Here is a 24,874-nt window from a genome sequence, read left to right on the forward strand (position 1 = left end):
CGTTCCGGCGTGTCGGACGGGGCGTCCCGGCGTACCCGTCCGACCTGGTGGGACCGGCCCGGCCGGTCCCGGCCGGGCCGGATGGTGGGATCACCTGACCCGGCTTCGTTGTCCGCCGGATACCCTCATGGGGTCTGACACGCGCCGCCGGCCCCGGTTCCGGCGGCGTCGGCACGCTCAGGGTCGCTGGGAGGGAGTGCACCGTCGTGGCACTCGTGGTGCAGAAGTACGGCGGGTCCTCCGTCGCCAACGCCGAGCGGATCAAGCGGGTGGCCGAGCGCATCGTCGCCGCCCGCAAGGCCGGCGACGACGTGGTGGTGGTGGTCTCCGCGATGGGCGACACCACCGACGAACTGCTCGACCTGGCCAACCAGGTCAGCCCGCTGCCGCCGGGTCGCGAGCTGGACATGCTGCTCACCGCCGGGGAGCGGATCTCCATGGCCCTGCTGGCCATGGCCATCCACAACCTGGGGTACGAAGCCCGCTCGTTCACCGGTTCGCAGGCCGGCGTGATCACCACCTCGGTGCACGGCCGCGCCCGGATCATCGACGTCACCCCCGGGCGGCTCAAGGGCGCGCTCGACGAGGGTTCGGTGGTCATCGTGGCCGGCTTCCAGGGCGTCTCGCAGGACACCAAGGACGTCACCACGCTGGGCCGCGGTGGTTCGGACACCACCGCCGTGGCGCTCGCCGCCGCCCTGCACGCCGACGTCTGCGAGATCTACACCGACGTGGACGGCATCTTCACCGCCGACCCGCGGATCGTGCCCAACGCCCGACACATCCAGCACATCACCTACGAGGAGATGTTGGAGCTGGCCGCGTGCGGCGCGAAGGTGCTGCACCTGCGTAGCGTGGAGTACGCCCGGCGGGCGGGGTTGCCGATCCACGTCCGTTCGTCATACTCGACCAACACCGGCACGATGGTCACCGGATCGATGGAGGACCTTTCCGTGGAGCAGGCACTGATCACCGGGGTCGCGCACGACCGCAGTGAGGCCAAGATCACGATCGTCGGGGTGCCCGACGAGCCGGGTGCCGCCGCGCGGATCTTCGACACCGTCGCCGGCGCCGAGATCAACATCGACATGATCGTGCAGAACGTCTCCACCGAGGGCACCGGTCGGACGGACATCTCGTTCACCCTGCCCAAGGCCGACGGCCCCACCGCGATGGCGGCGCTCAGCAAGATCCAGGAGCCGGTCAAGTTCAAGGGCCTGCTCTACGACGACCACGTCGGCAAGGTCTCGCTGATCGGCGCGGGCATGCGCTCGCACCCCGGCGTGGCGGCCGGCTTCTTCGCCGCGCTCGGCGCGGCCGGGGTCAACATCGAGATGATCTCCACCTCCGAGATCCGGGTCTCCGTGGTCTGCCGGGACACCGACCTCGACGCCGCCGTCCGCGCCATCCACGACGCGTTCGAGTTGGGCGGCGACACCGAAGCCGTGGTCTACGCGGGGACGGGTAGGTAGCGCCGATGACGGCGCTGCCCACCCTCGCCGTGGTCGGAGCGACAGGTGCCGTCGGCACCGTGATGTGTGAGCTGCTCACCGGGCGGCGCAACGTCTGGGGTGAGATCCGGCTGCTCGCCTCCGAGCGCTCCGTCGGGCGCCGGGTGCGCTGCCGGGGCGAGGAACTCGTCGTCCAGGCGCTGACCCCCGAGGCGTTCGACGGGGTCCAGGTGGCCATGTTCGACGTGCCCGACGAGGTCTCCGCCGAGTGGGCGCCGATCGCCGTCGCCCGGGGCGCGATCGCTGTCGACAACTCCGGCGCGTTCCGGATGGACCGCGACGTCCCGCTGGTCGTTCCGGAGATCAACCCCGAGCAGGTCCGCAACCGGCCGCGGGGCATCATCGCCAACGCCAACTGCACCACCCTCGCGATGATCGTCGCCGTCGCGCCGCTGCACCGGGAGTACGGCCTACGGGAGCTGGTGCTCGCCTCCTACCAGGCGGTCTCCGGAGCAGGTCAGTCCGGCGTCGACATCCTGCACGACCAGCTCACCAAGGTCGCCGGCGACCGGGCGCTCGGTTCGCGCACCGGCGACGTACGCCAGGCGGTCGGCGACGACCTGGGGCCGTTCCCGGCACCCATGGCGCTCAACGTGGTCCCCTGGGCCGGCTCCCCGGTGGACAGCGGCTGGTCATCGGAAGAGATGAAGATCCGCAACGAGTCGCGGAAGATCCTCGGCCTCCCCGACCTCAAGGTCTCCGCCACCTGCGTCCGGGTGCCGGTGGTCACCGCCCACTCGGTCGCTGTGCACGCGGTCTTCGCCACCGAGGTCGACGCCGAGGGCGCCCGTGAGGCGCTACGCAACGCACCCGGGGTGATCCTGGTCGACGACCCCGCGGCGGGGGAGTTCCCGATGCCGATCGACGCCGTCGGCACCGACCCGTCCTGGGTCGGCCGGATCCGCCGCGCCCTCGACGACCCCCGCGCCCTCGACTTCTTCGTCACCGGCGACAACCTTCGCAAGGGCGCGGCCCTCAACACCGCTCAGATCGCCGAACTCCTGGCCAAAGAACTCCGCACTCCCTGACCCCGCGCTGCGCTGCCCCCGCACCCCGCGCTCCCCGTACCTCCGCTGCGGCGATCTTGCAGTTTCTGTGCCGGCATAAGGGGCTAGGGCGACAAAACGACAACCGAAAGTGCAAGATCGGCGGGACGTGGGGACGTGGGGACGTGGGGACGTGGGGACCGGGGGGACCCGGGGGGCGGGGGGCGGGGGGACCGGGGGGCGTGGTTATGCGGCGGAGAGCAGGACGCCGTCTCGGCCTTGGCGTTTTACCGCGTAGAGGGCCTGGTCAGCTCTCTTGAGGGTGCGGTCGGGGGTTTCGCCGGGGCGGGGCAGTGCGACGCCCACGCTGATCGTGCGGCCGATGCGTCGGGCCGCCTCGGTAAGCCGTTCGGCGATGCGTACCGCCTCCTCCGGGCGGCTCACCTCGATCACCGCGACGAACTCGTCGCCGCCGATCCGGTACAACTCGTCGCCGTGCCGCAGCGCCCCCTCCAGCGCCCGGGCCAACCCGACCAGCACTCGGTCGCCGGCCTGGTGGCCGTACGTGTCGTTAACGGTCTTGAAGCCGTCCACGTCGATCGCCAGCAGGGCCGTACGCCCGGGGGTGGCCGCCGCGATCCGCTGCCCGAACGGGCCGGTGTGCCGCAACCCGGTCAACGGGTCGGAGCTGGCCTGCTCCCGCAGCCGGGCCAGCGTGCGCAGCCGGTCCACGTTCGTCCAGGCCTGCCCGGCGAGCAACTCCATCAGGCTGACAGTGGTCGGGTCCGGGCGCAGCGCGCGTTCGTCGGCGACCAGCAGTACCCCACCGGCGTCCGTCGGCCCGACCGGCACGGCGACCAGCGTGCGTACCCCCGCCCGGGTCAGCGGGCGGTAGTCCTCGGTCGGGGGATGCCCGGCCTCGCCCAGCGTGTACCCGGCGCCGTACCGGTGCGCCCGCTCGACCATCCGGTCCAGGGCGGCCGGACCCGCCGCGGCCAGCTCGGCGCGGATCCGGGTCTCCAGGTCGCTCGGCGTCGCCGGGGACGGGCCGAGCTGGCCGCCGATCAGCAGTAGTGCGGTGGAGAGGGTGGAGACCTCCCGGGCGGCGCGGGCCGCCACCCCCATCACCTCCCCCTCGGTCGGCGCGGAGGCGAGCGCCGCCGCGTGGCGAAGCAGCTTCTCGCTGCGACTCTCCGCAGGTGGGCCACCGAGGGCGGTGATCCGAGCGCCGAGCCCGTCGGCCAGCCGCTGCGCGGTCTCCCGCCACGGCTCCAGGTCGGTCGGCTCACTCCACTGCAGGTCGAGTACGCCGATCGCCCGGCCCGTCGGGTCCAGCACCGGTACGCACAGCTCGGCGGTCACATCCGGGCGGACCGGTAGGTAGTCCGGGTCGACGGTGACGTCCGGGACGACGGCGGGGGCGCCGCTCGCGTACACCCGGCCGACGATGCCGGTCCGCGCCGGCACTGTGGCGAAGACCTGCCAGGCCCCGGTCGCCGCGACGCAGCGCAGGCGGTCGTGGACCGCGAGCAGCACGGAGATGGTCGCCGGGGTGTGGCGGGACAGCGCGGTGACCGTCCACCGACACGCCTCCGGCGTGCTCGACGCCATCGGCAGGCGGACGGTGACGTCACGGATGACTCGCTGATGATCCACTCGCACGTCGTTCCAGGTAGGGGAGGGGCCCGGCCGACGCCGAACCGCTCGATCAAGCGTACTCACGCTGGCGGGGACGGCCGGGCTTCGTACACACGTGCTATCCACAGGCTGTGGACGCAGCCTGTGGACTCATACCCCCCGGGACGCCGCGCCTGCCGATAGCGTGGAGCCTCCCGGCACCGAGGAGGCGAGCCCATGCTCATCGCCCAGCTCAGTGACCCACACCTGACCAGCGGCCTGCTCGCCGCCGAACCGGCCGCCGGGTTGCACCGAGCGCTCGGCCGGGTGCTGGCGTTGCGACCCCGACCGGACTGCGTGGTGATCAGCGGCGATCTGGCCGACCACGGCCAGCCCGACGAGTACGCGGCGCTGCGCGAGGTGATCGGCCGCTTCCCGCTGCCGGTGCACCTGACCACCGGTAATCATGACGACCGGGAGTCCCTGCTCGACGCGTTCGGCGGCACACCCTGGCTCGGCGGCGGCTTCTCGGCCTATTACCACGTCGACCACGAGGCGGCGTCCGTCGTGGTGCTCGACTCGCTCGTCCCCGGTAGCGACGGTGGCCAACTCGGCGAGGAGCAGCTCGGCTGGCTCGACGGGGTGCTTGCCGGGCGGCCCGAGGTGCCCGCCGTGATCTTTCTGCACCACCCGCCGGTCGCGGTCGGCATCCCCGTCGCGGACTCCATCCGGCTCGCCGACGGTGACGCGCTCGCCGAGGTGATCGGCCGGCACCGGCACGTGGTGCGGGTCGGTGCCGGCCACCTGCACCGCCCGGTCACCACGGCGTACGCGGGCACGATACTCACCGTGGCGCCCAGCACGTGGAAGCAGAGCACGCTCACCATGAGCGCCGACGAGCAGATTGGTTGGGTCAACGAGCCCACCGCCTTCCTGCTGCACTCGGTCGAGGCAGGCGGATGCGTGACCCACACCGTGCAGGTGAGCCACTCCGCCGGGCAGACCTGCGGCTTCTGAGGATCATCGTGCTGGCCTGGTATGTCTCGTACGGCTCGAACATGCACGCCGCCCGGCTGGGCTGGTACATCGGTGGCGGCTGCCCACCCGGCGGAAAGCGGACGTACCCGGGCTGCCGCGACCGGCGTCCACCCAGCCGATCGACGCCCGTGTCGCTGCCCGGCGGCATTTACTTCGCCGGCGAGTCCGGTGCGTGGACCGGCGGCATGGCCTTCTACGACCCGCACCTGCCGGGCGAGGCCGCAGCCCGCGCCTACCTGGTCACCCTGGAGCAGTTCACCGACATCGCGGCCCAGGAGATGTACCGCCCGCCGGGCGACACGACCGAGCTGATCCCGGCGACCGGCGCGGCCATCGACGCCGCCGTCGCCAACGGACGGGCCACCCTCGGCCCGGGGCGGTACGAGACTCTGATCTGCCCGGGCAGCCGCGACGGCGTTCCGATGCTCACCTTCACGGCCCCCGAGAGGGCGTCAGCCGTGCCGTGCCGACCTCCCGCGCCGATCTACCTCGGCATGATCGCCCGAGGGCTGCGCGAGTCGCACGACTGGCCCGCCGAGCGGATCGCCACCTACCTGGCGGCCCGGCCCGGCGTGGCCGGCGCCTGGCCACCAGACGCCGTAGCTGCCCTGGTCGACAAGGCGCTGGCTGACGGCTGATCCGCCGGGCTGCGCCTCGGCAGCCACCGGTGCGGTCAACCGAGCAGGAACTCGCGCAGCGCAGGGGCCAGCGTCGTCGGCGGTACGTCGTGGTAACCGCCGTCGAGGCTCACGGACCGGCCGCCCGGCACGGCCTCGGCGGCCGCCCGGCTCGCGTCCCGCAGCCACTGTGGACTGCCGGTGCTGTCCACCCCGAGGGTCGGCGCGGTGATGGTCGCCAGCAGGTCGGCGGGGAGTCGCCCTCCGGCGGTGACGATCGAGTCGTACACCAGGGTGTGCGCTACCGCCGTCAGCCCACCCCACATCGGCTGCGAGCGCATCTCGGTGATCTGCTCGGCCGGCAGCCCCACCGAGGCGCTGAGGAAGGTCTCCACCGCGCCGTCCCGGTCGTCGGCGGCGATCAGCTCGATGAGCTGCGGAGTGATGTCCTTGCGGACGCCCACGTGCGGGCCGACCTGGAACGGTGGCTCGAACATGACCAACTTGGTCACCGGCAGGCCCTGTGCGGTGGCGAGGGCGGCCAGGACGGCACCGGAGGAGATGCCGTAGACCGCGGCGGAACCACCCGCCGCCGCGATCAGGGCGGCCAGGTCGTCGATCTCGCGGCCGACCTCGTACGGTGCGGTGTCGCCGCTGTAGCCCCGACCGCGACGGTCATAGCTGAAGGCGGTGAAATCCGGCGCCAGCGCCGCGCCCAAATCGCGGGTCGCGTTGCGATCGCTGAACGCGCCGCCGACGAGGACGACCGCCGGCCCGGCACCGGACCGCTCGAACGCGATGGGTGTGCCGTCGACCGATCGCACCTGCTCCGCCGCGGGTGTCGTTCCGCTCACGATGCCGCCCCCCACTCCTCGTTGGCTGTCCCGTCCTTTCTAGACCCTGGGTCCGACGTTGTCCGGCAGACCGCGTTGAACGATGATCGATAGCGGCCTCGGCGTACGCGCTGCTCCGATGCGCTGCCCGGGTCGACCGGTGGGCGTCCGGATGAGAGGCTGTCGGGGCGGGGGCCATGCGCAACCACCGTCATCCGCGACCCTTTCGACGGCGTCCGTCGGCGGCCCGGTCGACCCAGAGGCCAGGCACCGTACGCGCCGATTCTCACGAGGAGATCCATGTTCATACCCGGGATGCGTCGGGCCGCTGTCGGCCTGACCGCGCTCGCGGTGGCCGCTTTCGGCGCGGTCGCCACCAGCCCTGAGCAGGCCGACGCCGGGCCGAAGCCGGTCGACGTCACCCTGCTCGCCCTCAACGACTTCCACGGCAACCTCGAACCGCCGACCGGGTCCAGCGGCACCATCGCCGGGCAGACCGCGGGCGGCGTCGAATTCCTGGCCACCCACCTTGCCGAGCTGCGTGCCGCAGCCAAGAAGAAGAACACCATCACGGTCGCCGCCGGTGACCTGATCGGCGCGTCCCCGCTGCTCTCGGCCGCGTTTCACGACGAGCCGACCATCGAGGCGCTGAGCATGGCCGGGCTGGACTACGCCAGCGTCGGCAACCACGAGTTCGACGAAGGCGCCGCTGAGCTGCTGCGAATCCAGAACGGCGGCTGCCACCCGGTGGACGGTTGCGCCGACGGCACCCCGTACCGGGGGGCCGGCTTCCAGTACCTGTCCGCGAACGCCTTCAAGACCGCGACCGGCAAGCCGCTGATGGCGCCGTACGCGATCCACAAGGTGCAGGGCGTCAAGGTCGGCTTCATCGGGATGACCCTGGAGGGCACCCCGCAGATCGTCAGCCAGCAGGGCGTCGCCGGCCTCAGCTTCGCCGACGAGGCGGACACCGCCAACCGGTACGCGCGCGAGCTGCGCCGCAAGGGCGTACAGGCGATCGTCGTGCTGCTGCACGAGGGCGGCACCCAGGCGTCGACCGGCGGCATCAACGACTGCGTCGGGATGACCGGGCCCATCGTGGACATCACCAACCGGATGGACCCGTCGATCGACGTGGTGGTCAGCGGGCACACCCACCAGGCGTACAACTGCGACATCAACGGCAAGCTGGTCACCAGTGCCAGCTCGTTCGGTCGCCTGGTCACCGACATCGACCTCAAGATCGACCGTCGGAGCGGTGATGTGCTCTCCGCGTCCGCCAACAACGTCGTGGTCACCCGGGACGTCGCCAAGGACCCGAGGCAGACCGCGCTGATCGACCGGTACAAGACCGTGCTCGGCCCGGTCGCCGACCGTCAGGTCGGCGAGACCACCACCGCGATCACCAAGACCCAGGAAACCCTCTTCGGTACGGCCCTGGGCGAGTCACCACTGGGCAACCTGATCGCCGACGCGCAGCTCGCCGCCACCGACGACGAACAGAACGCGGTCGCCGCCTTCATGAACCCGGGCGGGGTCCGGGCCGACCTCGACGCCGGCCCGGTCACCTACGAAGAGGCGTTCACTGTGCAGCCGTTCGCCAACAACCTGGTGACACTGGACCTGACCGGCGCGCAGCTCTACTGCGTCCTGGAGCAGCAGTTCGTCACCGGTCGGACCCTGTACCCGTCGGCCACCGTGGGCTACGTGGTCGACCCGAACGGGACCACCGGCACGGTCGCCGACCCGTGCGCCGGCACCCGCGTGGTCCGGGGCAGTCTCACCATCGGCGGTACCGCCGTCGACACCGCTGCCACCTACCGGGTGACGGTGAACAACTTCCTGGCCGGCGGAGGCGACGGCTTCAGCGCCCTCACCGGCGGCACGAACCTGGTCACCGGCCAGATCGACCTGGACGCGTTCGTGGTCTACCTGACCGCCCAGTCGCCGGTCTCCGCGCCGACGCTGGACCGGATCCGCACCACCGCCGAGGTCCCCGCCGCCTGACGGCCGACCCGCGATCATCGGGCCCCGGAGCACCAGCTTCGGGGCCCGACCCGTCCCCGTGACCCCTCACCCGCGCCCGTGCCTGTCGGCGCCTGTTCGGGCAGGATCGCCGGGGTCAGGCCGGGGTGGGCGCGGGGGCGGGGGATGCCGGGGCGGTCGTCACGAGGCCGTCCTGCTCGGTGGTGAGCAGCCGGCGCAGGGAGAGCGCGACCAGTGAGGCGACCAGGCAGCCGCCTACCACCGTCGCCACCCAGACCATGCCGTTGGCGGCGCCGATGAGCGGGCCGGCGGTCACTGGGCCGATCACACCGCTGATTCCGAAGATCATCGAACTCATCGCGTTGTACCGGCCGCGCAGTTCGTCGGTGGCCAGCGCGTTGGTCAGTGCGGGCATCACCGGGGACAGCATCGTCTCGCCGAAACCGAAGATCGCCGAGCAGAGCACCACGCACAGGGCGGCCAGCACGGCGTTCTCAGCAGTGACCAGGCCGGCCGCGCCGAGGACCAGCCAGGCGGCGGCGAACACCGCTCCCACCACGGCCAACGCCCGGGTGCGGCTGCGCCCCTCGATCCGGCGGATGACCAGCAGTTGCGCGAGCACGATCATCACGGTGTTGGCCGCAAGGGCCCAGGCCACGACCCGGGGGTTCACCTCGGCCACCCGCACCGCGTACGCGGCGAAGCCCACCTCCACCTGCGCGTAGCCGCAGGTGGTGAGGATCAGCCCGAAGATCACCAGCCGCCGGAACGGGCGGTCACGGAGCACCGTCAGGTAGCCACCGGGCGACGGCTCGTCGACGCCCCGACGTTTGCCGAGTCGGTGGCCCACTCCGGGCAGGGTGAGCAGGATCAGCGCCGGCATCAGGTAGGTCACCGCGTCCAGCAGGTAGATCGCCTGGAAGGTGCCGGGCCGGGCGGTGTCGACGATCGCGCCGGACGTCATGCCACCGATGCCGATGCCGAGGTTGAGCAGGGCGAAGTTCAGCCCGAAGACACGTTGCCGCTCATCGTCGTCGGTCAACGACGCGAGGATGGTGTTCTGCCCCGACCAGATCGCCGAGCTGCCGATGGCGATCACCGTCATCACCAGCAGGGCCGAACCGGTCGAGTGGACCAGCGCGAGCGAGCCGGTGCCGATCGCCTCGATCACCAGGCAGGGCACCACCACCCGGCGGGCGCCGATCCGGTCGATCAGCGTCCCGCCCAGCGGCGACAGGGCCAGGGTGACCACGCCGTACCAGCCGATCACGAGCCCGGCCCGGGTGTCGGTGAGCCCGCGTACGTCGGTCAGGTAGATGAACAGGAACGGCAGGGTCAGACCCCGCCCGATCGCCGACAGCAGGGTGCCGATCAGGAGTCGACGAGCTTCCGGACGGCGGGGCAGGGCACGACGCAGCATGTCCGGCATTCTGTTCGGTGGGTCTGACGCCGCGCGAACCGTTTTGGCCACGGCTCGCGGTCACCGGGACCGGTGGGTGAGCAATTCCACGTCGATCCACTCGCTGTGGTCGAGGCCGGTTGGTGTCCGCCGGGTCTGCGATGCTGGCGCGATGACCGGCACCTGGCGACATCTGCCCGCTACCGCCCGCGCCATCGCGTTGACCGCTACGACGGCCGTCGCCGCCGCCCAGGCACGCGACGGTCAGGCCTACGACGAGGCGGTCGGCGGTCTCGCCGCGGACGAGCGTTCCGGCCTGGTGCTCGGCGCGGTGGTCCGGTTGCTGCTGGAGGAGAGCCATCCGGACGGGTTGACCGGCGACGACATCCGCCAGGTGTTGACCCGCTGCGTGCAGGAGTCGACGCGGTGGCGAACGGAAGTCGACCCGCACGTGGTGCTGGTCCTGCTGGCCGGCGCGCTGGGCGTGTACGACCCCGACGGCGACGAGTCACCGCCGGACGCGTCGGCGCTGGCCCGACACGCTCCGTTGCTGGTGGCCGACCTGTTGGCGGCGACCAGCGTGCCGTTGGACGACTACCTGGCCGCCGCGTTCGCGGAGATCGAACGCACCGAGCGGCAGGACTGACCGGCCGGCGCCACCTTGAACGGCGTGGCGCGGACGGGTGTCAGGCCGGGTCGACGGTCCGCCGCGCCACGACCTCCAGGTACTCCGCCGGGATGCGGACCGTGGCGTCGGTGGCGCGGTTGTGCGCGCGGACCAACTCCACCAGATCGGCGTGCAGGTCCGGTCGTCGTTCCTCGGGCAGCGCCTCGAACGCCTTCAACGTCGGCCCGTAGTTGACCCGGAAGAAGTCGGCGAACTCCTCCGGTGTGCCGAAACGGAAGACGAACTCCCGGCGTACCGCCCGCAGTTCACCCACGGCCGCGCCGAGCAGTTCGCGGACTCGGCCCTCGTCGCCCCACTCGACCGGCGGGCGCAGCCCTGCCGGTGGCGGCACATGCCGCCCCACCGTGCGGAACAGGTCGCCGATGAAGCCCTGCGGCGTCCACGACGCCAGCGCCACCGTGCCGCCGGGCCGGCAGACCCGGACCAGCTCCGCCGCCGCCCGCTCCTGGTCCGGCGCGAACATCACCCCGACGACGGAGAGCACCGCGTCGAAGGACCCGTCGGCGTACGCCAGGCGCTCCGCGTCGCCGGTCACGAACGTGACCGGGAGTCTTTCCGCAGCGGCGCGGGCCTGGCCGCGTTCCAGCAGGTCGGGTACGTAGTCGACGCCGGTCACGACGCAGCCGCAGCGGGCGGCGGCGATGGCGGCGTTGCCGGAGCCGGTCGCCACGTCGAGTACGCGGGCGCCGGCCGACAGGTCGGCCGCGGTCACCAGAAGTTCGGAGATCGGGTGGATGAGCGCGGCGACGGCGCCGTAGTCACCGCTGGCCCACGTCACCTGCTGGCGTGCCTTCACGGCGATGAGATCGGGTGCGATGGTCATCGGTGGTCCCCTCGGACGGTGTGGTGTGCCGCTGACGTTAGGGCTGGCTGCCCCCGAGGGGATCGGTAAAAACACCTATGTTGGCAGCTGAAGGCCGGTCGGGGGGTGTCAGCTAGGCGTCACCGGGTCGGCAGAGCCGTTACCGGTTGCTAAGAGTTGGTACTCGCTGTCGTTGAGACCCAGATCAGGAACACGATCGTTGCGACGACCCCGGTGACCGCGACCAGACCGGCCACCAGGGCCGCACGAGGCGAGTTGCGCCCGCGCAGCTCGAAGGCGGCAGTGATGGTGAACAGCAACGCGAACACTTCAAACCCGGCGAGCCCGAGCAGCCCGAGGAAGCTCAGCAGGCCCTCGACCATGTCGCGGCCAAGAAAGATCACCCGGGCGCTGTACGCCGCGCCCGCCCAACAGACAGTGGCCAGGCCCGCCAACACGTACACGGCCAGAAAGGAGACGGGGTGGCGCGACCGGCCTCCGGGGTTGCAGGGGGTCCCCCTGCGGGGCCGTTGGGAGGGATCCACGGTTGAGGCGTCTGAGGGTGAGTCATACGCGGACGCTAGCCACGCAGTCGTAGCACGGGGATCGGTCGACAGGGCTTGCCGGGGCAGACGAAAAGGCCAGGTGAGAGAAGATCTCACCTGGTCTTTTACCTCTGGTCGGGGTGGCCGGATTCGAACCGACGACCTCTTCGTCCCGAAGGAATTCCCGGGTTGGCCGACCAGCGCTGACATACGTGGATGAGCGCCCACTCGGTCCACTGGCGTCCGTACCCGAAGGACGCCGCGATGAAGCCGGGCTCGGCCCGTCGTTCGGAGGGCATGATCTAGAGAAGGCCGAGCTGACGCGCGAACTCCTGGTGAACCGAAACGAGTTCAGCAAGCCGGATGGGCTTGCGGGATACCGCCGAAAGATCCTTGCCCTCCCTGGTCCAAGGCGGCGGCAACGTGTGGATCCCCTGGTCCAGGGCGACGCTGGCCACCTCCCCTTCCCAGCCCGGCCACCGCAAGGTCTCATAGAACTTGGTCATAGCACCTGCGAGCATCGCCTCCAGCCAGTCGCCATACCCAAGCTCAAGATCCTGCCAAGTCAGGTCCTCCGGGCCGAAGTAATGCACCGTCGGCCTCGCGCCCGGCTCCGCCTGCAACCACGCGAACTGCCCGCCCATCACATCGAAAGCGACGACAAGACGACCAGCTTCCGGGACTATCTGGGCCGCCACATCCCGCAACCCGTCGTGCCCACCGCCGAGCACCCGAAGCCAACCGTGATCGATCACCAGCCCGCCGCTGTTGGCGACCACCGCCCCGAGCCACGACCTCGTCGTGATTTCCAGAGCCGCCAGGCATGCTCCCGCCCGCTGAGGATCGGCCGGCAGCACCTCCACCGGATACGGAGCTGCTGCCACCAGCGCCGAAATCTCGGACCACGCAGACCGTTCCACCCCCTCAGCCTCCCAGGAGGATCAACCCATGCGACTCTGAGGGCCTGCCGCAAACAAACAAGATCGTCTAGCCGGACGTGTCACACACGTCCCGAGACTGATCTGTCACGTACGTCCTGAGACCCGACATCGCCGGCAGCCCGGCTGTCCTCCGTCGGGTGAGGTGCGACAGTCGTCCGCCAGGTGATCTGCGACAGCCGAGAGCGCGGGTCGCGGCTGGATCAGTGTGCTCGACCAACGTCTGCGTTAGGTTACGTCGTTCAGTTTGTCGAGCGCGCCGTCGTGCTGGTCGTCGTATCGGTGCGGGCGCCTAGCACCCGGCTGGCCCGGACCACAGGAGGCGACATGTCCGACGAGATCAGGCTCAGCGCGGTCACCCTGGACTGCCCGGACGCCGTCGGCTTGGCGGAGTTCTACGCCAGCATCACCGGCGGAACCCTGACACACGCCGGGGACGGCTGGGCATGCGTGCTGAGCCCGGCCGGGCGAATCAACTTCCAGACTGTGCCCGGATACACGCCACCCGCCTGGCCCGACCCCACCTCGTCGATCATGATGCATCTCGACTTCATGGTCGTGGACCGAGACGCCGCCGAGGCCCGCGTGCTCGCTGCCGGAGCAACAAGGTACGCCTTCCAGCCCAACAGCGAACAGTGTTACGTCTACGCCGATCCGGCTGGCCACCCGTTTTGCCTGACCACCTGGGAGGCTTCGACTACACCAACTCAGCTCGGCTGATCGAGCCGCGCAGATGAAGGCCACGGTGCTGCTCACGGGCGGATCACCGCACTCCGTACCAGCCCCGAGATACCCCGCTCATCGCAGATCCGTGCGTTGGCCGCCCGTCATGTGATGAACAGGCTTCTGGACTGCCTCGGCGCCTTGGCTATTCCCGTCATCAGCGGGCTGTTGTTCTGGTCATAAACGAGGCGAACCAGAATGAGGGCGAGAAGCAGCCGGGCCACCGCCTGCACTGCGGGCTTCAACCTCGGGTTGCTGCATCATGTCCCGATCTTGGGAACCCAACGAGGAGGCCATGCCGGCGGCGGTAACATTCCACCACCTACACCAAGGTCGTTTCGTGCACATTCGTAGTACTTGTCGCGGCACTTCTCCATCTCCTGAATTGCCGGCCGCCACTGCTCGGCATCCGTCAACCGCCCTCGTGCGTACCAATCGAGACGGTGGACAGCTTGATGCCAATCACGTGCAGCACTAACAGTCTCCGGGCTGCCCAGTAGCAGCATCGATTCCCACCGCGCTCCACGATCGTCCTCCGCTGCGGCCAAGAGCGGGAGCCCTTCCTCCGGGGCCAGGTGGGCCGCGGAGTGGTCGAATCCTCGCGCTGCCGCGATGCGACATGACAGGTAGGCCCACCGCTTGACGGAGCCGCCATACTCGGCATACACCCGCATGCGGCTCTCGTCCCAGCGGACCCGCTGGCTGCGTCGCCATCGTGCTCGCTCTCCTGCGCTGCTAACGAGGTAAGACGCGAGGGCTCCCACAATCACGCCGACTAACGCTGGAAGCTGCTGGGCAAGAACAATCATTGACCATCCAAACCTGCCTCGAACCCGCAAGGGCCGACACGAACGGCACTCAAACTCTGCCGCCAACGATCGCAGAAGCGCGCAAGGGTGTGCTCGGCCTGCCCGGGTTGGTGGCTGGCGGGATGGCTCGCGCAACCATCCACGGACCGCAACGCGCCGACGGGGTTGCAACCATCTCGGAGCCCGAGCGCCCCCGGCCGGAGGCGCAGTAACCGCAACCCCGCCACCGGCCGCCAGTTCGCCGACGCGGCCGGCGTGCACTCCCCTACACACGCGGCCACCGAGGAACTGGTTACCCGCAACGCCGCAGCCCTGGTCAAGCTTCCACCGGTCCGACGACGCAAGGGCAGGGCCTGGACCAGCGACGAGGCGCTTCGCTTCCTGGAATCCGCGCGGGCCGATCGCGATCCGCTCTACGCCGCGTACGTGTCGATCCTGGTGCTCGGCCTGCGTAAGGGTGAGGTGCTCGGCCTCACCGAGGATGCCGTCGACCTGGCGGCGGGGGAGTTGTCGATCGGCTGGCAGTTGCAGCGGGTCGGCGGTCAACTGCTGCACCGGGAAACCAAGACGCAGACCTCCGGCGTACCTGCGCGACGCTGCTCGTCGACCTGGACGTGCATCCGCGCGCCATCATGCAGGTGCTCCGGCACGCCGAGGTGTCGGTGACGATGGAGATTTATTCGCAGGCGCCTCGGATGCCACCCGCGACGTACTCAAGCGCCTGGGGGAGAGCCTGCGGTGATCCGTTGCTGTACTTCACTGCTGTACAGAAACACCAGAGGGCACATCCATGGATCGGATGTGCCCTCTTACCTGGTCGGGGTGGCCGGATTCGAACCGACGACCTCTTCGTCCCGAACGAAGCGCGCTACCAAGCTGCGCCACACCCCGAGGCGTGCCGACAAATAGTAGCCCACCCGCCCCGATGGTCAAACTCGGTACCCCCGCCGCTCCGACCCTGCCCGGGGTGGCCAAGATCCGCACAACTTCCGGGATGTTGCTGCCTCACGCCGCGCCGAGGCAGCAACATCCCTGATGATGCGCGAATCTTGAAGCGGCCGGGCGGGCGGCAGCGCGACGAACCGGCGGTCAGCGGGGGATGAGGGTGAGGATGCTGGCTTCCGGAGGGCAGGCGAAGCGGATCGGGGCGGTCGGGTGGGTGCCGAGGCCGGCGGAGACGTGCAGCCAGGAGTCCGAGCCCGGCCACCGGTGCAGGCCGCGCGCCATCGAGCGCGGCAGGCCGCAGTTGGTCACCAGCGCCCCGAAGCCCGGTACGCAGACCTGACCACCGTGGGTGTGCCCGGCCAGCAGCAGCCCGAAGCCGTCCGCCGCCATCTGGTCGAGCACCCGTGGTTCGGGTGAGTGCGTGAGCGCGATGGAGAGGTCCGCCGACGACGACACCGCGCCGGCCACGGAGGGGTAGTCGTCCCGGTCGATGTGCGGGTCGTCGACGCCGACCAGGTCGAGCTGTCGGCCGCCAGCCTTCAGCGTGGTCCGGGCGTTGTTGAGGTCCGCCCAGCCGGCGCCGGTGAAGACCTGGCGCAGCTCCTCGTAGGGCAGGTCGACGCCTTCGGTGTACTCCCGGTCCGGCAGGAAGTAGGTGAAGGGGTTCTTCAACACCGGCCCGGTGTAGTCGTTCGAGCCGAACACGAACGCGCCGGGGTAGTCCAGCAGCGGTTGCAGGGCCCGCAGCACCCCGGGCACCGCGCCCGGGTGGGCCATGTTGTCGCCGGTCACCACCACCAGGTCGGGGTCGAGGGCGGCCAGTGACGCCACCCAGCGCTGCTTGCGTGCCTGGTCGGGCATCATGTGCAGGTCCGACAGGTGCAGCACGCGCAGCGGCTCCGCGTCGGCCGGGAGCACCGGCACGTCGTACCGCCGCAGGGTGAACATGTTGCGCTCGACGAGCGACGCGTACGCGAGGGTGGCCGCGCCGATCGTGGCGGTTCCGGCGGCGAGCCGGAATAGTGTGCGCTTTCGCATGGCGTTCAGGGTAGTTTGACCGTCCATGAGCACGCTGAAGGACCGCCTCACTGCCGACATGCGTTCCGCGCTCAAGGCGCGCGACGAGCTGACCACCTCCACGCTGCGGATGGCCCTGGCCGCCGTTGGCACCGCCGAGGTCGCCGGCAAGGCCAAGCGCGAGCTCACCGATGACGAGGTGCTCGCGGTGCTGACCAAGGAAGCCAAGAAGCGTCGGGAGGCGGCTACCGCCTTCGCCGACGCCGGCCGCGCCGAGCAGGCCGCGAAGGAGAGCGCCGAGGGTGAGGTGCTGGACCGCTACCTGCCCAAGCAGCTTTCGGAGGCCGAGCTGACCGAGCTGGTGTCGGGGGCGCTCGCTGCGGGCGGCTTCACCGGCAAGGCCCAGATGGGCCCGGCGATGAAGGCGGCCCAGGCCGCGGTGGCGGGCCAGGCCGAGGGTGGCCGGGTGGCCGCCGAGGTACGCCGACAGCTCGGTCTCTGACTCAGCGGGTCGGCGGCGCGGCAGGACGTCTCGCAGCCGCTCGCTGGTCCGGGCAGACGAAACGGGCGGGCACCCGAGGAGGGTGCCCGCCCGTTGTGTCCTACTGGTCGGCTCAGCCGTTTGGACGGCCGTTGCCGGGTCGTCCGGGTTGGTTGCCGGGTTGGCCGCCCGGCGTGCCGTTGGTGTTGCCCGGCGCGCCGCCGCCGCTGCTGACCTGGATGGTGACCACGCCACCCTTGATCGTGCGTCCGTCCGGGCTGGTGCCGGCCGCGTCGCCCGCCTTGCAGGAGGACGGCACCTTGGCGCTGGAGACGACCGGCTCGAAGCCGGCGCCCTTGAGCCGGGACTTCGCCTGATCCACCGAAACGCACTTCACGTCGGGGATGCTGCGCTGGTCACCCTCGGAGATCTTCTGGCCCGGCTCCTCGAACTTGATCCGCGGTTTGCCCTTCATGGCATCCCGCAGGGTCTCGTACACCGGAGGGTTGATGCCGTCCTTCTCCTTGTGCTTCATCTTGACGTTCGTCTGCGGCCAGTCCGGGTCGGCCATGATGCCAGCCACCGAGTACTGCTTGGTCATGGCGACCAGGGCGGCCGTCTTCTCCGAGTCGGTGGTGCCGGACTTACCGGCCACCGGCGCGTCGACGATGTTCTTCACGACGGCTGCCGTGCGGCTGCCACCGCACTTGCTGGTGCTGGAGTTGTCACCGACCGGGCAGCGGGCGGCGTCGACGGCGGCCCGGGCCACCTCCGTGCTGAACCGCTTCTCGCAGCGCGGGTTGGCGATGTCCAGCTTGTTGCCCTCCGGGTCCCGAATCTCCTGCACCGGGATCGGCTCGCAGTACTTGCCGTCCGCCGCGAGGGTCGCGTACGCGTTGGCCAGGTCGAGCGGCGTGGTGGAGGAGACGCCCAGGGTGAAGGCGCCCCACTGATGGGCGGCTTCCTTGGTCGCGGCGAACTTGGCGTCGTTGCTCGCCCGGAACTGGATTCCGGCCCGCCGGGCGGCGTCGACCACATTCTCCGCACCGACCTGCTGCTGGAGCGGGACGAAGTAGGTGTTGATCGACGCGCTGAAGGCGCTCCACATGTTCTGCACGCCGCCGGCCTTGAGGCCGGAGTTGGTCGGGCAGTAGAAGTGGGTGCCCTTGCAGGCCGCCGGGCTGCTGCTGTCGATGATGTATTCCGACTTGAACTGCTGCGGCGCGTTCATCGAGTAGCTGAGCGGGATGCCCTTCTCCAGCGCGGCGACGATGCTGAAGATCTTGAAGGTCGAGCCGGCCTGGTAGCCGGTGATGCCGTTGCCGCCGGTGAGCAGCGGGTTGACCGTCGCCGGGTAGTTGCCCCGGATCTTCTTCTTGCTTTTCGCGGGGTCGCTGGAGAGCTTGTTCTTCGGGTTCTTCGGGTCGTCGAGCTTGAACTGCCGGTTGACCGCGAGCGCCCGCACCCGGCCGGTGCCCGGTTCGACGACCGCGACCATTGCCGCTTCCTTGCTGTTCACGCTCTTGGCCTTACGGACCGCCTTGTCCGCGCCACGCTGTGCCTGGACGTCGATCGAGGTCACGACGGTGTAGCCGCCGCTCTTCAGTCGGCGCTCCCGGTCGTACGTGGTCGAGCCGAACGTCTCCTGCTCCATCCACCAGCGGTAGAAGTAGTCGCAGAAGAAGCCCCACTCGTTGACGTTGGCGGCGACGCAGCCGTTCGGAGTGCGCTTGTCCTTCACCACCAGCTTGGTCGCCTTGGCGGCGTCCGCCTCCTGCTGGGTGATGGCCTTGATGTCGACCATGTTCTGGATGACGTAGTTGCGCCGATCCAGCGCGAGCGGGTAACCGGCCTCGGTGGTCGGATCGTTCGTCGTCGGCGCCTTGACCATGCCGGCCAGCAACGCCGCTTCCTCGATCTTCAGCTTGCTCGGTGGCTTACCGAAGTAGACCTGGCTGGCGGCGTAGATGCCGTACGCGCCGTTGCCGAACGAGGCGAGGTTGAGGTAGCGGGTGAGGATTTCGTCCTTGGAGAATTCCTTGTCGACCTGGAGGGCCAGTCGCATCTCGCGCAGCTTGCGGGCGCTGGTGTCCTCGGTCGCCGCGACGACGTCCGCCGGGTGGGTGGCCGAGTAGGCGATGGCCAGCCGGACGTACTGCATGGTCAGCGTCGAGGCGCCCTGCCGACCGGAGCCCTCGCTCTGGTTGTTGACGAACGCGCGGGCGACACCGTTGATGTCGACGCCGTTGTGCTTGTAGAAGTCATGGTCCTCGGCCGCGATGATGGCCTTCTGCATGGCCGGCGAGATGTCGGCGAGCTTCACGTCGCGCCGGTTCTCGTCGTACATCGTTGCGAGCGGTGTCTTGCCGTCCGATGCCAGCAGGTAGCTGATCTGTGGCGCACGGGCCACCGTCAGCTCCGTGGGCAGGGCACCGAATGTCTCGGCGCCGGCCTTCGCGGCCAGGCCGGACATCGCTACCGCGGGGAAGGCCGCCGCAGCGACCACCACGCCGGCCAGTAGGCCACACACGGCTAGCGATGCGGCGTTGGTCAGCACATTGTGGTCACGTTTCCGCATCCAGGTCACCTCGACAGGGTACGCGAGTAGGGAACGAGGGGCGCTGGGGCGTTCTTTCCCCATTTCCTGCGTGCGCTGCCCTCGTTGTGCTAAACGCACGACCCCCGGTACTTGGTTGCGTGTGACCTGGCGTGAGTCTCCTCTGATTCGGTGAGGCGGCGCAGCGTTATCGCCGACCTCGGCGGGGTAACCGGCGGTCGAAGGCCCGGGAAGCCGGGACTGTCCGAAATGATGGATTTCGTCGACAACGTTGCGTAATCAGTCGACTACAGAGCATGATGGGGGCGGCGACAGCGCCACATGTCGTCCGCGCCGCCTTGGGGAAGGCAGGCCGGGCGATCGGGGGGAATTGCCGGCTGACGTGCATCGACGAGGTCGGTAGGTACTGCAAGGGGGGACGTGTACACATGGGCATGATCACTGACTGGCCGTCGCTGGCGGCATGTCAGAACGGGGACCCGGACGCGTTGTTCGTACAGGGCGCCGAACAGAACGTGGCGAAGCGGATCTGCCGGAGCTGCCCAGTTCGGTACGAGTGCCTGGCCGACGCGCTGGACAACCGGATCGAGTTCGGTGTGTGGGGCGGCATGACCGAACGCGAACGGCGGGCGCTCCTGCGTCGTCACCCGCAGGTGACGAGCTGGCGCAAGATGTTCGAGGCCGCGATGAAGAAGAACAGCAAGGACAAGGCCGGCAAGGACAAGATTCTCGTCAGCGCGGCCAACTGACGCCGGTCACGGCCGGCTGATCGCCGCGCCGATCGTCCGTAGCCCGTCGACGTCGTGCACGTCGGCGGGCTGCGCGGTAACCGAAACCGCCGGCACGGCCGGGAACGCCTCGGTGAAGCGCGCGGCGACCTGCTGCTCGCGTACCGCCTGGCGAGCCAACGCCGCGTGCGCCCGCAGCACGTCGGCGGTGGCCTCATGCCCACCCAGCTGGGTCAGCCGCTCGGCGGCGAGCCGGCTCTGCTCGGCGTCGAGCTCCGGAACCGCCGGGCGGTGTACCCGGTTGAGCACCAGGCCGGCCAGCGGCATCCGCTCGTCCCGCAGCCGGCCCGCGAAGTAGGCGGCCTCCCGGACCGCGTCCGGCTCCGGCGTCGCGACCAGCAGAAAGGCCGTCTCACGCGCCTGCAGGATGCGGTACGTCTGCTCGGCGCGCTGCCGGAAACCACCGAACATCGAGTCGAGAGCGGCCACGAAGCCGGACAGGTCGGTGAGCAGCTGCGCGCCGAGCACCTTCTGCACCACCTTCGAGAACATCCCGAACGAGGCGGTGACCAGGCTGAACATGCTCCGCCCGCCGGTGCGGGCCGGGGCCAGCAACAGGCGCAGCATCCGACCGTCGAGGAAACGGGAGAGCCGAGCCGGCGCGTCCAGGAAATCCAGTGCCGAGCGGGACGGTGGAGTGTCCACCACGATCAGGTCCCACTCGCCCCGGGCGTGCAGCTGGCCCAGCTTCTCCATCGCCATGTATTCCTGCGTGCCGGCGAAGGTCGAGCTCATCGCCTGGTAGAACGGGTTCGCGAAGATCTCCGCGGCCTTGGTCGGGTCGGTGTGCTGCAACACCACGTCGTCGAAGGTGCGCTTCATGTCCAGCATCATGGCGTGCAACTCGCCGCCGCTGCTCTCGACGTCGATCCCCTTGACCTGGCGAGGGGTGTTGTCCAGCTCGGTCAGGCCCAGCGACTGGGCCAGCCGGCGGGCCGGGTCGATGGTGAGCACCACAGTGCGCCGGCCGTGGTGCTCGGCGGCCCGCAGCGCCAGCGCCGCGGCCGTGGTCGTCTTTCCCACTCCGCCGGCACCGCAGCACACGACGATCCGCACGCCTGGGTCGGCGAGGATCTGGTCGACGTCCAGCTGCGGCGCCGCGTCTTCGGAAGGCACCAATCGAGCGTATCGGGCCGGTGGGTCCGCGCGCCCGTGCTGCGCTCAGGTGTGAGTCATTCGGCGCGGACGAGGGCCTGGGCCAGCGTCGCGAGCCCTGCCCGATCAACCCCGTCGGGCAGCAACGGCAGCTCGATCATCGGCAGCCCCAACTCCACCAGGTCCGCGCGGAGCGAATCTTCCAGTTCGCGCCGGATGAGCTGATCACGCGCCTCATCGTGCAACCCGGCCACGATGTCCCGATCGGCAGGCAACCCGGCGGCGACCAGCCCGCGCTTCAACTCCGCGGCGGTGACCGCCGCTCCGGCGGGCAGCGGCGGCCGGACCCCGTTGACGAGCACCTTCCCGACGCCGAAGCCGAGGGCGGTCAGGTCGGCGATCGCGTCGACCGTCTCCTGGATCGGCATCTCCTCCAGCAGCGTGACCACGTGCACCGCGGTCATCGGGGACCGCAGCAACGCGGCGACCCCCTCGCTCTGGGTCTTGATCGGGCCCACCTTGGCCAGCCGGGCGGTCTCCGCCGTCACGTTGAGGAACCGGCCGATCCGCCCGGTCGGCGGGGCGTCCAGCACCACCGCGTCGTACGCGCGCCGCTGCCCGGTGGTGCGGGTGGTGGCCTCCTTCACCTTGCCGGTGAGGAGGACGTCCCGCAGGCCGGGCGCGATGGTGGTGGCGAAGTCGATGGCACCGAGCTTGCGTAGTGCCCGGCCCGCCGCGCCCAGTTTGTAGAACATGTCCAGGTACTCGAGCAGCGCTTCCTCGGCGTCCACCGCGAGCGCGCGCACCTCACCGCCGTCCGGCGCGTCGGCCAGGTGCCGCTCCTCGTACGGCAGCGGCTCGATGCCGAACAACTGGGCGATGCCCTGCCGCCCCTCGACCTCGACCAGCAGGGTGCGCCGGCCGCCGGCGGCGAGCGCGAGGGCCAGCGCCGCCGCCACGCTGGTCTTACCGGTGCCACCCTTGCCGGTCACCACGTGGAGGCGGGCGGGCCACCCGGTACCGGCCGGGTCGATCGGACGCTCAGCTGCACACACCCGTCGAGCCTATCCAGGCTGGCCGGTCAGGCGACCTCGCAGACCCACCAACCTGTCTTCTGCACCACGGTGAAGCGCAACTCCTGGTCGGCCACCTTCTCGTCGGCGGTGGTCATGGTGAGTCGGGTGGAGACGGTGGCCCGTTCTCCGGTCTGGTTGTCCACCTTCGGCGTGGTCCACCGGAAGCGCGGGTTCTGGTAGGTGGAGGCGTACTTCTCCACCTCGGCAACCTTCGCAGCGATCTTGTCGTCGTCGCGGGAAGCGGCGCAGACGCGACCCGCCGCCTTTGTCGCGTCGCGATCCTTGTAGACCGCGGTGAGGAACTCGTCGACGGCGACCGCCGGCTCCTTGGCGCCCTCGCCGGTCTCGGCATCGCGCAGGGTCAGGAAGGCCACCACGCCACCCCCCACGCAGAGCACCATGATCACGACCAGGGCGATCGCCGCGATCAGCAGACCACGCTTCTTTTTCGGCTCGGCCGTGCCCTGGTAGGGCGGATAGGCCGGCGGGGCAGCGGGGATCGATGAGGGGTTCGGGGCACCCGGCTGCGTCGGTGCGGTGGCCGAGGTGGGGCCGCCAGGCCCTTCCGGCTGCCCGGCGCCGTTGGGCTGACCCGGGAAAGCCGGCTGGCTGGGGCCGCTCGGCTGCCCTGGGAAAGCCGGTGAGGTGGGGGCGGCGGAGAGTGCCGGCGGGGCGGGGGAGGCGGGCAGAGCGAGCTGCCCGGGCGGTGCAGCGGGGGTCGGCTGGCTGGGGATGGTGGGCGCGCCGGGCTGACCGGCGGGATCCGGGTGGGCCGGTGGGTGAGCGGGTGTGCCGGCCTGGTCGCCGCTGGGCGGGTGGGTCATGTCGTTCCCCCAGGGGTGCGGCGCCCGCCGCCACCCCTGGCGCCGAGCGTGATCGAGCGGGCGGCCGGGCGCTGCGCGACCGTCCGACCGGAAGGGTAGCGGTCGATGACCGGATCGGTGTCGCCCCTGCCCGTCGAGCGGCCCAGCGATCCGGTGAGCGGTACCCGCGTCGGTTTCGGTGTCGGGCCCCCGACCTGCGGTGTGTCGCATATGTGACTGTTGGTGGCCTCTTGTGCGCGTCCTGTTGATGGGACCGCGGCCACAGACCTACGTTCGTCCCGGTGCGGGGGTCGGAACGGACGAATGGGTCCGGGCCGGAGGCATGGTCCGAGAGGTACGACCGGAGGCAGTGCATGCGCGACGCGGACAACATCCCTCGCACCCAGTTCCCGACGAACGACCGGCCCCGCCGGCTCGGGTCCGTGGTCGACGCCGGCGGGCAGGTCACCAACCAGCCGATCAACGAACGGTCGTACCGCCGGATGCCGGAGCAGGCGGAGACGGCCCGGATGCCGAGCCAGCCCGCCGAGCGGGCCCGCGAGGACGACGAGCCGGGCTTCGTCATCCACCTGCCGATCCGGGTGCCGAATCTGGCGGCGGCGACAGTGCTGGCCGGTCGGGTCGCGGTGTCCCTGGGTTTCCTGCCCGAGTTGGACGCCGGCGAGACCACCGTCTCCAACGCCGACGATCAGAACAACCGGCACCGGGTCTTCTGTGACCTGCTGCTGCCCGACCGGTCCCGCTGCCCCCAGGGGTACGAGCACGAAGGGCGCTGCGGGGAGCTGCCGGCCGCGACGGAGCAGCGTCCCGTACCTCGCCCTGCCAGCGGACCGTAGGCTGTCCCTCGAACAATTCCGCACCGAGAGGGAGCCCTTCAGCGATGCAGAAGTGGGAATACTCCACGGTCCCGCTGCTGGTCCACGCGACCAAGCAGATCCTCGACAACTGGGGCGAGGACGGGTGGGAGCTCGTCGCCGTGGTCCCCGGCCCGAATCCGGACCAGCTGGTCGCCTACCTGAAGCGGCCGAAGGCGTGAGCAACGGTCCGCACGCGAAGCTCGCCGAGCTGGGTCTCGAACTGCCCGACGTCGTGCCGCCGGTGGCCAGCTACGTCCCGGCCGTGCAGTCCGGGCAGCACGTGTACGTTTCCGGCCAGTTGCCGATGGCCGAGGGCAAGTTGCTGGCGACCGGCAAGGTCGGCGCCGGGATCTCCGCCGAGCAGGCGAAGGATCTGGCCCAGCGGTGCGCGCTCAACGCGCTGGCCGCTGTCGACTCGCTGGTCGGCCTGGAGAACGTGGTGAAGGTGGTCAAGGTGACCGGGTTCGTGGCCTCCGCGCCCGGCTTCACCGGTCAGCCCGCTGTGATCAACGGTGCCTCGGATCTCTTCGGCACCGTCTTCGGGGAGGCTGGCCGGCACGCGCGCAGCGCGGTGGGCGTGGCCGAGTTGCCCCTGGACGCCCCGGTGGAGATCGAGCTGATCGTCGAGGTCGCCTGACGCGTCCCCATCGTCCCCGCGATCTTGCACTTTCTGCCCGGACGAAAGCCCTGAACCGGGATGAATCAGGGGCCGCAAGTGCAAGATCGTGGGGTGTGGCGGGCG

Annotated in this window: 22 protein-coding genes, 1 tRNA gene and 2 pseudogenes; 13 read left to right on the plus strand and 12 right to left on the minus strand. The window is 70.1% G+C overall.

The features are described from left to right. Positions 1–206 precede the first annotated feature (206 nt). Entirely contained in the window at positions 207–1,472 is a 1,266-nt protein-coding gene (locus ACIA47_RS11705; RefSeq protein WP_030489892.1) for an aspartate kinase, read from the plus strand. A gap of 5 nt (positions 1,473–1,477) precedes the next feature. After that, positions 1,478–2,539 carry an aspartate-semialdehyde dehydrogenase gene (locus ACIA47_RS11710; protein WP_203122943.1) on the plus strand — a complete coding sequence of 354 codons (1,062 nt, stop codon included), beginning with the start codon at positions 1,478–1,480 and terminating at the stop codon, positions 2,537–2,539. Between the two features lie 204 nt (positions 2,540–2,743). Here the strand turns inward: ACIA47_RS11710 and ACIA47_RS11715 are convergent, their stop codons facing one another. After that, positions 2,744–4,153, minus strand: coding sequence for a diguanylate cyclase (locus ACIA47_RS11715; protein WP_396707438.1), 1,410 nt, complete (start codon positions 4,151–4,153; stop codon positions 2,744–2,746). A gap of 198 nt (positions 4,154–4,351) precedes the next feature. Between ACIA47_RS11715 and ACIA47_RS11720 the strand changes: the two genes are divergently transcribed. Both ACIA47_RS11720 and ACIA47_RS11725 read left to right on the plus strand, forming a co-directional pair. Continuing rightward, positions 4,352–5,131, plus strand: coding sequence for a phosphodiesterase (locus ACIA47_RS11720; RefSeq protein WP_396707440.1), 780 nt, complete (start codon positions 4,352–4,354; stop codon positions 5,129–5,131). 8 nt (positions 5,132–5,139) lie between these two features. Further along, positions 5,140–5,790 (plus strand): histone deacetylase, encoded by a 651-nt coding sequence (locus ACIA47_RS11725; RefSeq protein WP_396707442.1) that lies wholly within the window; start codon positions 5,140–5,142, stop codon positions 5,788–5,790. A 35-nt stretch (positions 5,791–5,825) separates the two neighbouring features. Here ACIA47_RS11725 and ACIA47_RS11730 read toward each other — a convergent pair whose 3' ends face one another. Then, complete coding sequence (locus ACIA47_RS11730; RefSeq protein ID WP_396707444.1) at positions 5,826–6,623, minus strand: alpha/beta fold hydrolase; 798 nt, start codon at positions 6,621–6,623, stop codon at positions 5,826–5,828. A gap of 279 nt (positions 6,624–6,902) precedes the next feature. Between ACIA47_RS11730 and ACIA47_RS11735 the strand changes: the two genes are divergently transcribed. Continuing rightward, positions 6,903–8,609 (plus strand): bifunctional metallophosphatase/5'-nucleotidase, encoded by a 1,707-nt coding sequence (locus ACIA47_RS11735; RefSeq protein WP_396707446.1) that lies wholly within the window; start codon positions 6,903–6,905, stop codon positions 8,607–8,609. Positions 8,610–8,724: 115 nt separating this feature from the next. Here the strand turns inward: ACIA47_RS11735 and ACIA47_RS11740 are convergent, their stop codons facing one another. After that, positions 8,725–10,008, minus strand: coding sequence for an MFS transporter (locus tag ACIA47_RS11740; RefSeq protein WP_396707448.1), 1,284 nt, complete (start codon positions 10,006–10,008; stop codon positions 8,725–8,727). 151 nt (positions 10,009–10,159) lie between these two features. Here ACIA47_RS11740 and ACIA47_RS11745 point away from each other — a divergent pair, with 151 nt between their 5' ends. After that, positions 10,160–10,633 carry a hypothetical protein gene (locus ACIA47_RS11745; protein WP_396707450.1) on the plus strand — a complete coding sequence of 158 codons (474 nt, stop codon included), beginning with the start codon at positions 10,160–10,162 and terminating at the stop codon, positions 10,631–10,633. A 40-nt stretch (positions 10,634–10,673) separates the two neighbouring features. On the opposite strand, the gene ACIA47_RS11750 is transcribed toward ACIA47_RS11745, so the two are convergent. The 3 genes from ACIA47_RS11750 to ACIA47_RS11760 all read right to left on the minus strand — a co-directional run bounded on the left by ACIA47_RS11750 (position 10,674) and on the right by ACIA47_RS11760 (position 12,942). Continuing rightward, complete coding sequence (locus ACIA47_RS11750; protein WP_396707452.1) at positions 10,674–11,498, minus strand: class I SAM-dependent methyltransferase; 825 nt, start codon at positions 11,496–11,498, stop codon at positions 10,674–10,676. A gap of 149 nt (positions 11,499–11,647) precedes the next feature. Continuing rightward, entirely contained in the window at positions 11,648–11,941 is a 294-nt protein-coding gene (locus ACIA47_RS11755; RefSeq protein WP_396707454.1) for a hypothetical protein, read from the minus strand. Positions 11,942–12,324: 383 nt separating this feature from the next. Further along, entirely contained in the window at positions 12,325–12,942 is a 618-nt protein-coding gene (locus ACIA47_RS11760) for a DUF2625 family protein (RefSeq protein WP_396707456.1), read from the minus strand. Positions 12,943–13,287: 345 nt separating this feature from the next. Here ACIA47_RS11760 and ACIA47_RS11765 point away from each other — a divergent pair, with 345 nt between their 5' ends. Then, a complete protein-coding gene (locus ACIA47_RS11765; protein ID WP_396707458.1) occupies positions 13,288–13,680 on the plus strand; it encodes a VOC family protein in 393 nt (130 codons plus the stop codon). Positions 13,681–14,759: 1,079 nt separating this feature from the next. Next, positions 14,760–15,234: pseudogene (locus ACIA47_RS11770) on the plus strand (site-specific integrase); the annotation flags it as partial. A gap of 72 nt (positions 15,235–15,306) precedes the next feature. On the opposite strand, the gene ACIA47_RS11775 reads toward ACIA47_RS11770, so the two are convergent. Further along, positions 15,307–15,383 (minus strand) — tRNA-Pro (locus tag ACIA47_RS11775). A 198-nt stretch (positions 15,384–15,581) separates the two neighbouring features. Continuing rightward, positions 15,582–16,475 (minus strand): metallophosphoesterase, encoded by an 894-nt coding sequence (locus tag ACIA47_RS11780; protein ID WP_396707460.1) that lies wholly within the window; start codon positions 16,473–16,475, stop codon positions 15,582–15,584. A gap of 25 nt (positions 16,476–16,500) precedes the next feature. Between ACIA47_RS11780 and ACIA47_RS11785 the strand changes: the two genes are divergently transcribed. Further along, entirely contained in the window at positions 16,501–16,956 is a 456-nt protein-coding gene (locus ACIA47_RS11785; protein WP_396707462.1) for a GatB/YqeY domain-containing protein, read from the plus strand. Between the two features lie 112 nt (positions 16,957–17,068). On the opposite strand, the gene ACIA47_RS11790 is transcribed toward ACIA47_RS11785, so the two are convergent. Then, a complete protein-coding gene (locus ACIA47_RS11790) occupies positions 17,069–19,513 on the minus strand; it encodes a penicillin-binding protein (protein WP_396707464.1) in 2,445 nt (814 codons plus the stop codon). A gap of 407 nt (positions 19,514–19,920) precedes the next feature. Here ACIA47_RS11790 and ACIA47_RS11795 point away from each other — a divergent pair, with 407 nt between their 5' ends. Beyond that, positions 19,921–20,241, plus strand: a complete 321-nt coding sequence (locus ACIA47_RS11795; protein WP_030328078.1) for a WhiB family transcriptional regulator — start codon at positions 19,921–19,923, stop codon at positions 20,239–20,241. A gap of 6 nt (positions 20,242–20,247) precedes the next feature. Here ACIA47_RS11795 and ACIA47_RS11800 read toward each other — a convergent pair whose 3' ends face one another. From ACIA47_RS11800 to ACIA47_RS11810, 3 genes and pseudogenes are all read right to left on the minus strand, one after another. Further along, entirely contained in the window at positions 20,248–21,399 is a 1,152-nt protein-coding gene (locus ACIA47_RS11800; RefSeq protein WP_396707466.1) for an ArsA family ATPase, read from the minus strand. A 53-nt stretch (positions 21,400–21,452) separates the two neighbouring features. After that, positions 21,453–22,430, minus strand: coding sequence for an ArsA-related P-loop ATPase (locus ACIA47_RS11805; protein WP_091403358.1), 978 nt, complete (start codon positions 22,428–22,430; stop codon positions 21,453–21,455). 26 nt (positions 22,431–22,456) lie between these two features. Next, positions 22,457–23,047, minus strand: a pseudogene (locus tag ACIA47_RS11810) (hypothetical protein); the annotation flags it as partial. 581 nt (positions 23,048–23,628) lie between these two features. On the opposite strand from ACIA47_RS11810, the gene ACIA47_RS11815 reads away from it, so the two are divergent. Genes ACIA47_RS11815 through ACIA47_RS11825 form a run of 3 tightly spaced genes read left to right on the plus strand, consistent with a single transcriptional unit; the run spans position 23,629 to position 24,769 of the window. Continuing rightward, positions 23,629–24,111 carry a hypothetical protein gene (locus ACIA47_RS11815; protein ID WP_396707468.1) on the plus strand — a complete coding sequence of 161 codons (483 nt, stop codon included), beginning with the start codon at positions 23,629–23,631 and terminating at the stop codon, positions 24,109–24,111. Positions 24,112–24,155: 44 nt separating this feature from the next. Beyond that, the gene (locus tag ACIA47_RS11820) at positions 24,156–24,311 is read left to right on the plus strand and encodes a DUF4177 domain-containing protein (RefSeq protein ID WP_007466198.1); all 156 of its coding nucleotides are present in this window, start codon (positions 24,156–24,158) and stop codon (positions 24,309–24,311) included. Then, the gene (locus ACIA47_RS11825; RefSeq protein ID WP_396707470.1) at positions 24,308–24,769 is read left to right on the plus strand and encodes a RidA family protein; all 462 of its coding nucleotides are present in this window, start codon (positions 24,308–24,310) and stop codon (positions 24,767–24,769) included. The genes ACIA47_RS11820 and ACIA47_RS11825 overlap by 4 nt, the downstream gene beginning before the upstream one ends. The last annotated feature ends 105 nt before the right edge of the window (positions 24,770–24,874 follow it).

Source organism: Micromonospora sp. NPDC051227, from assembly GCF_044455385.1.
Lineage (GTDB): Bacteria > Actinomycetota > Actinomycetes > Mycobacteriales > Micromonosporaceae > Micromonospora.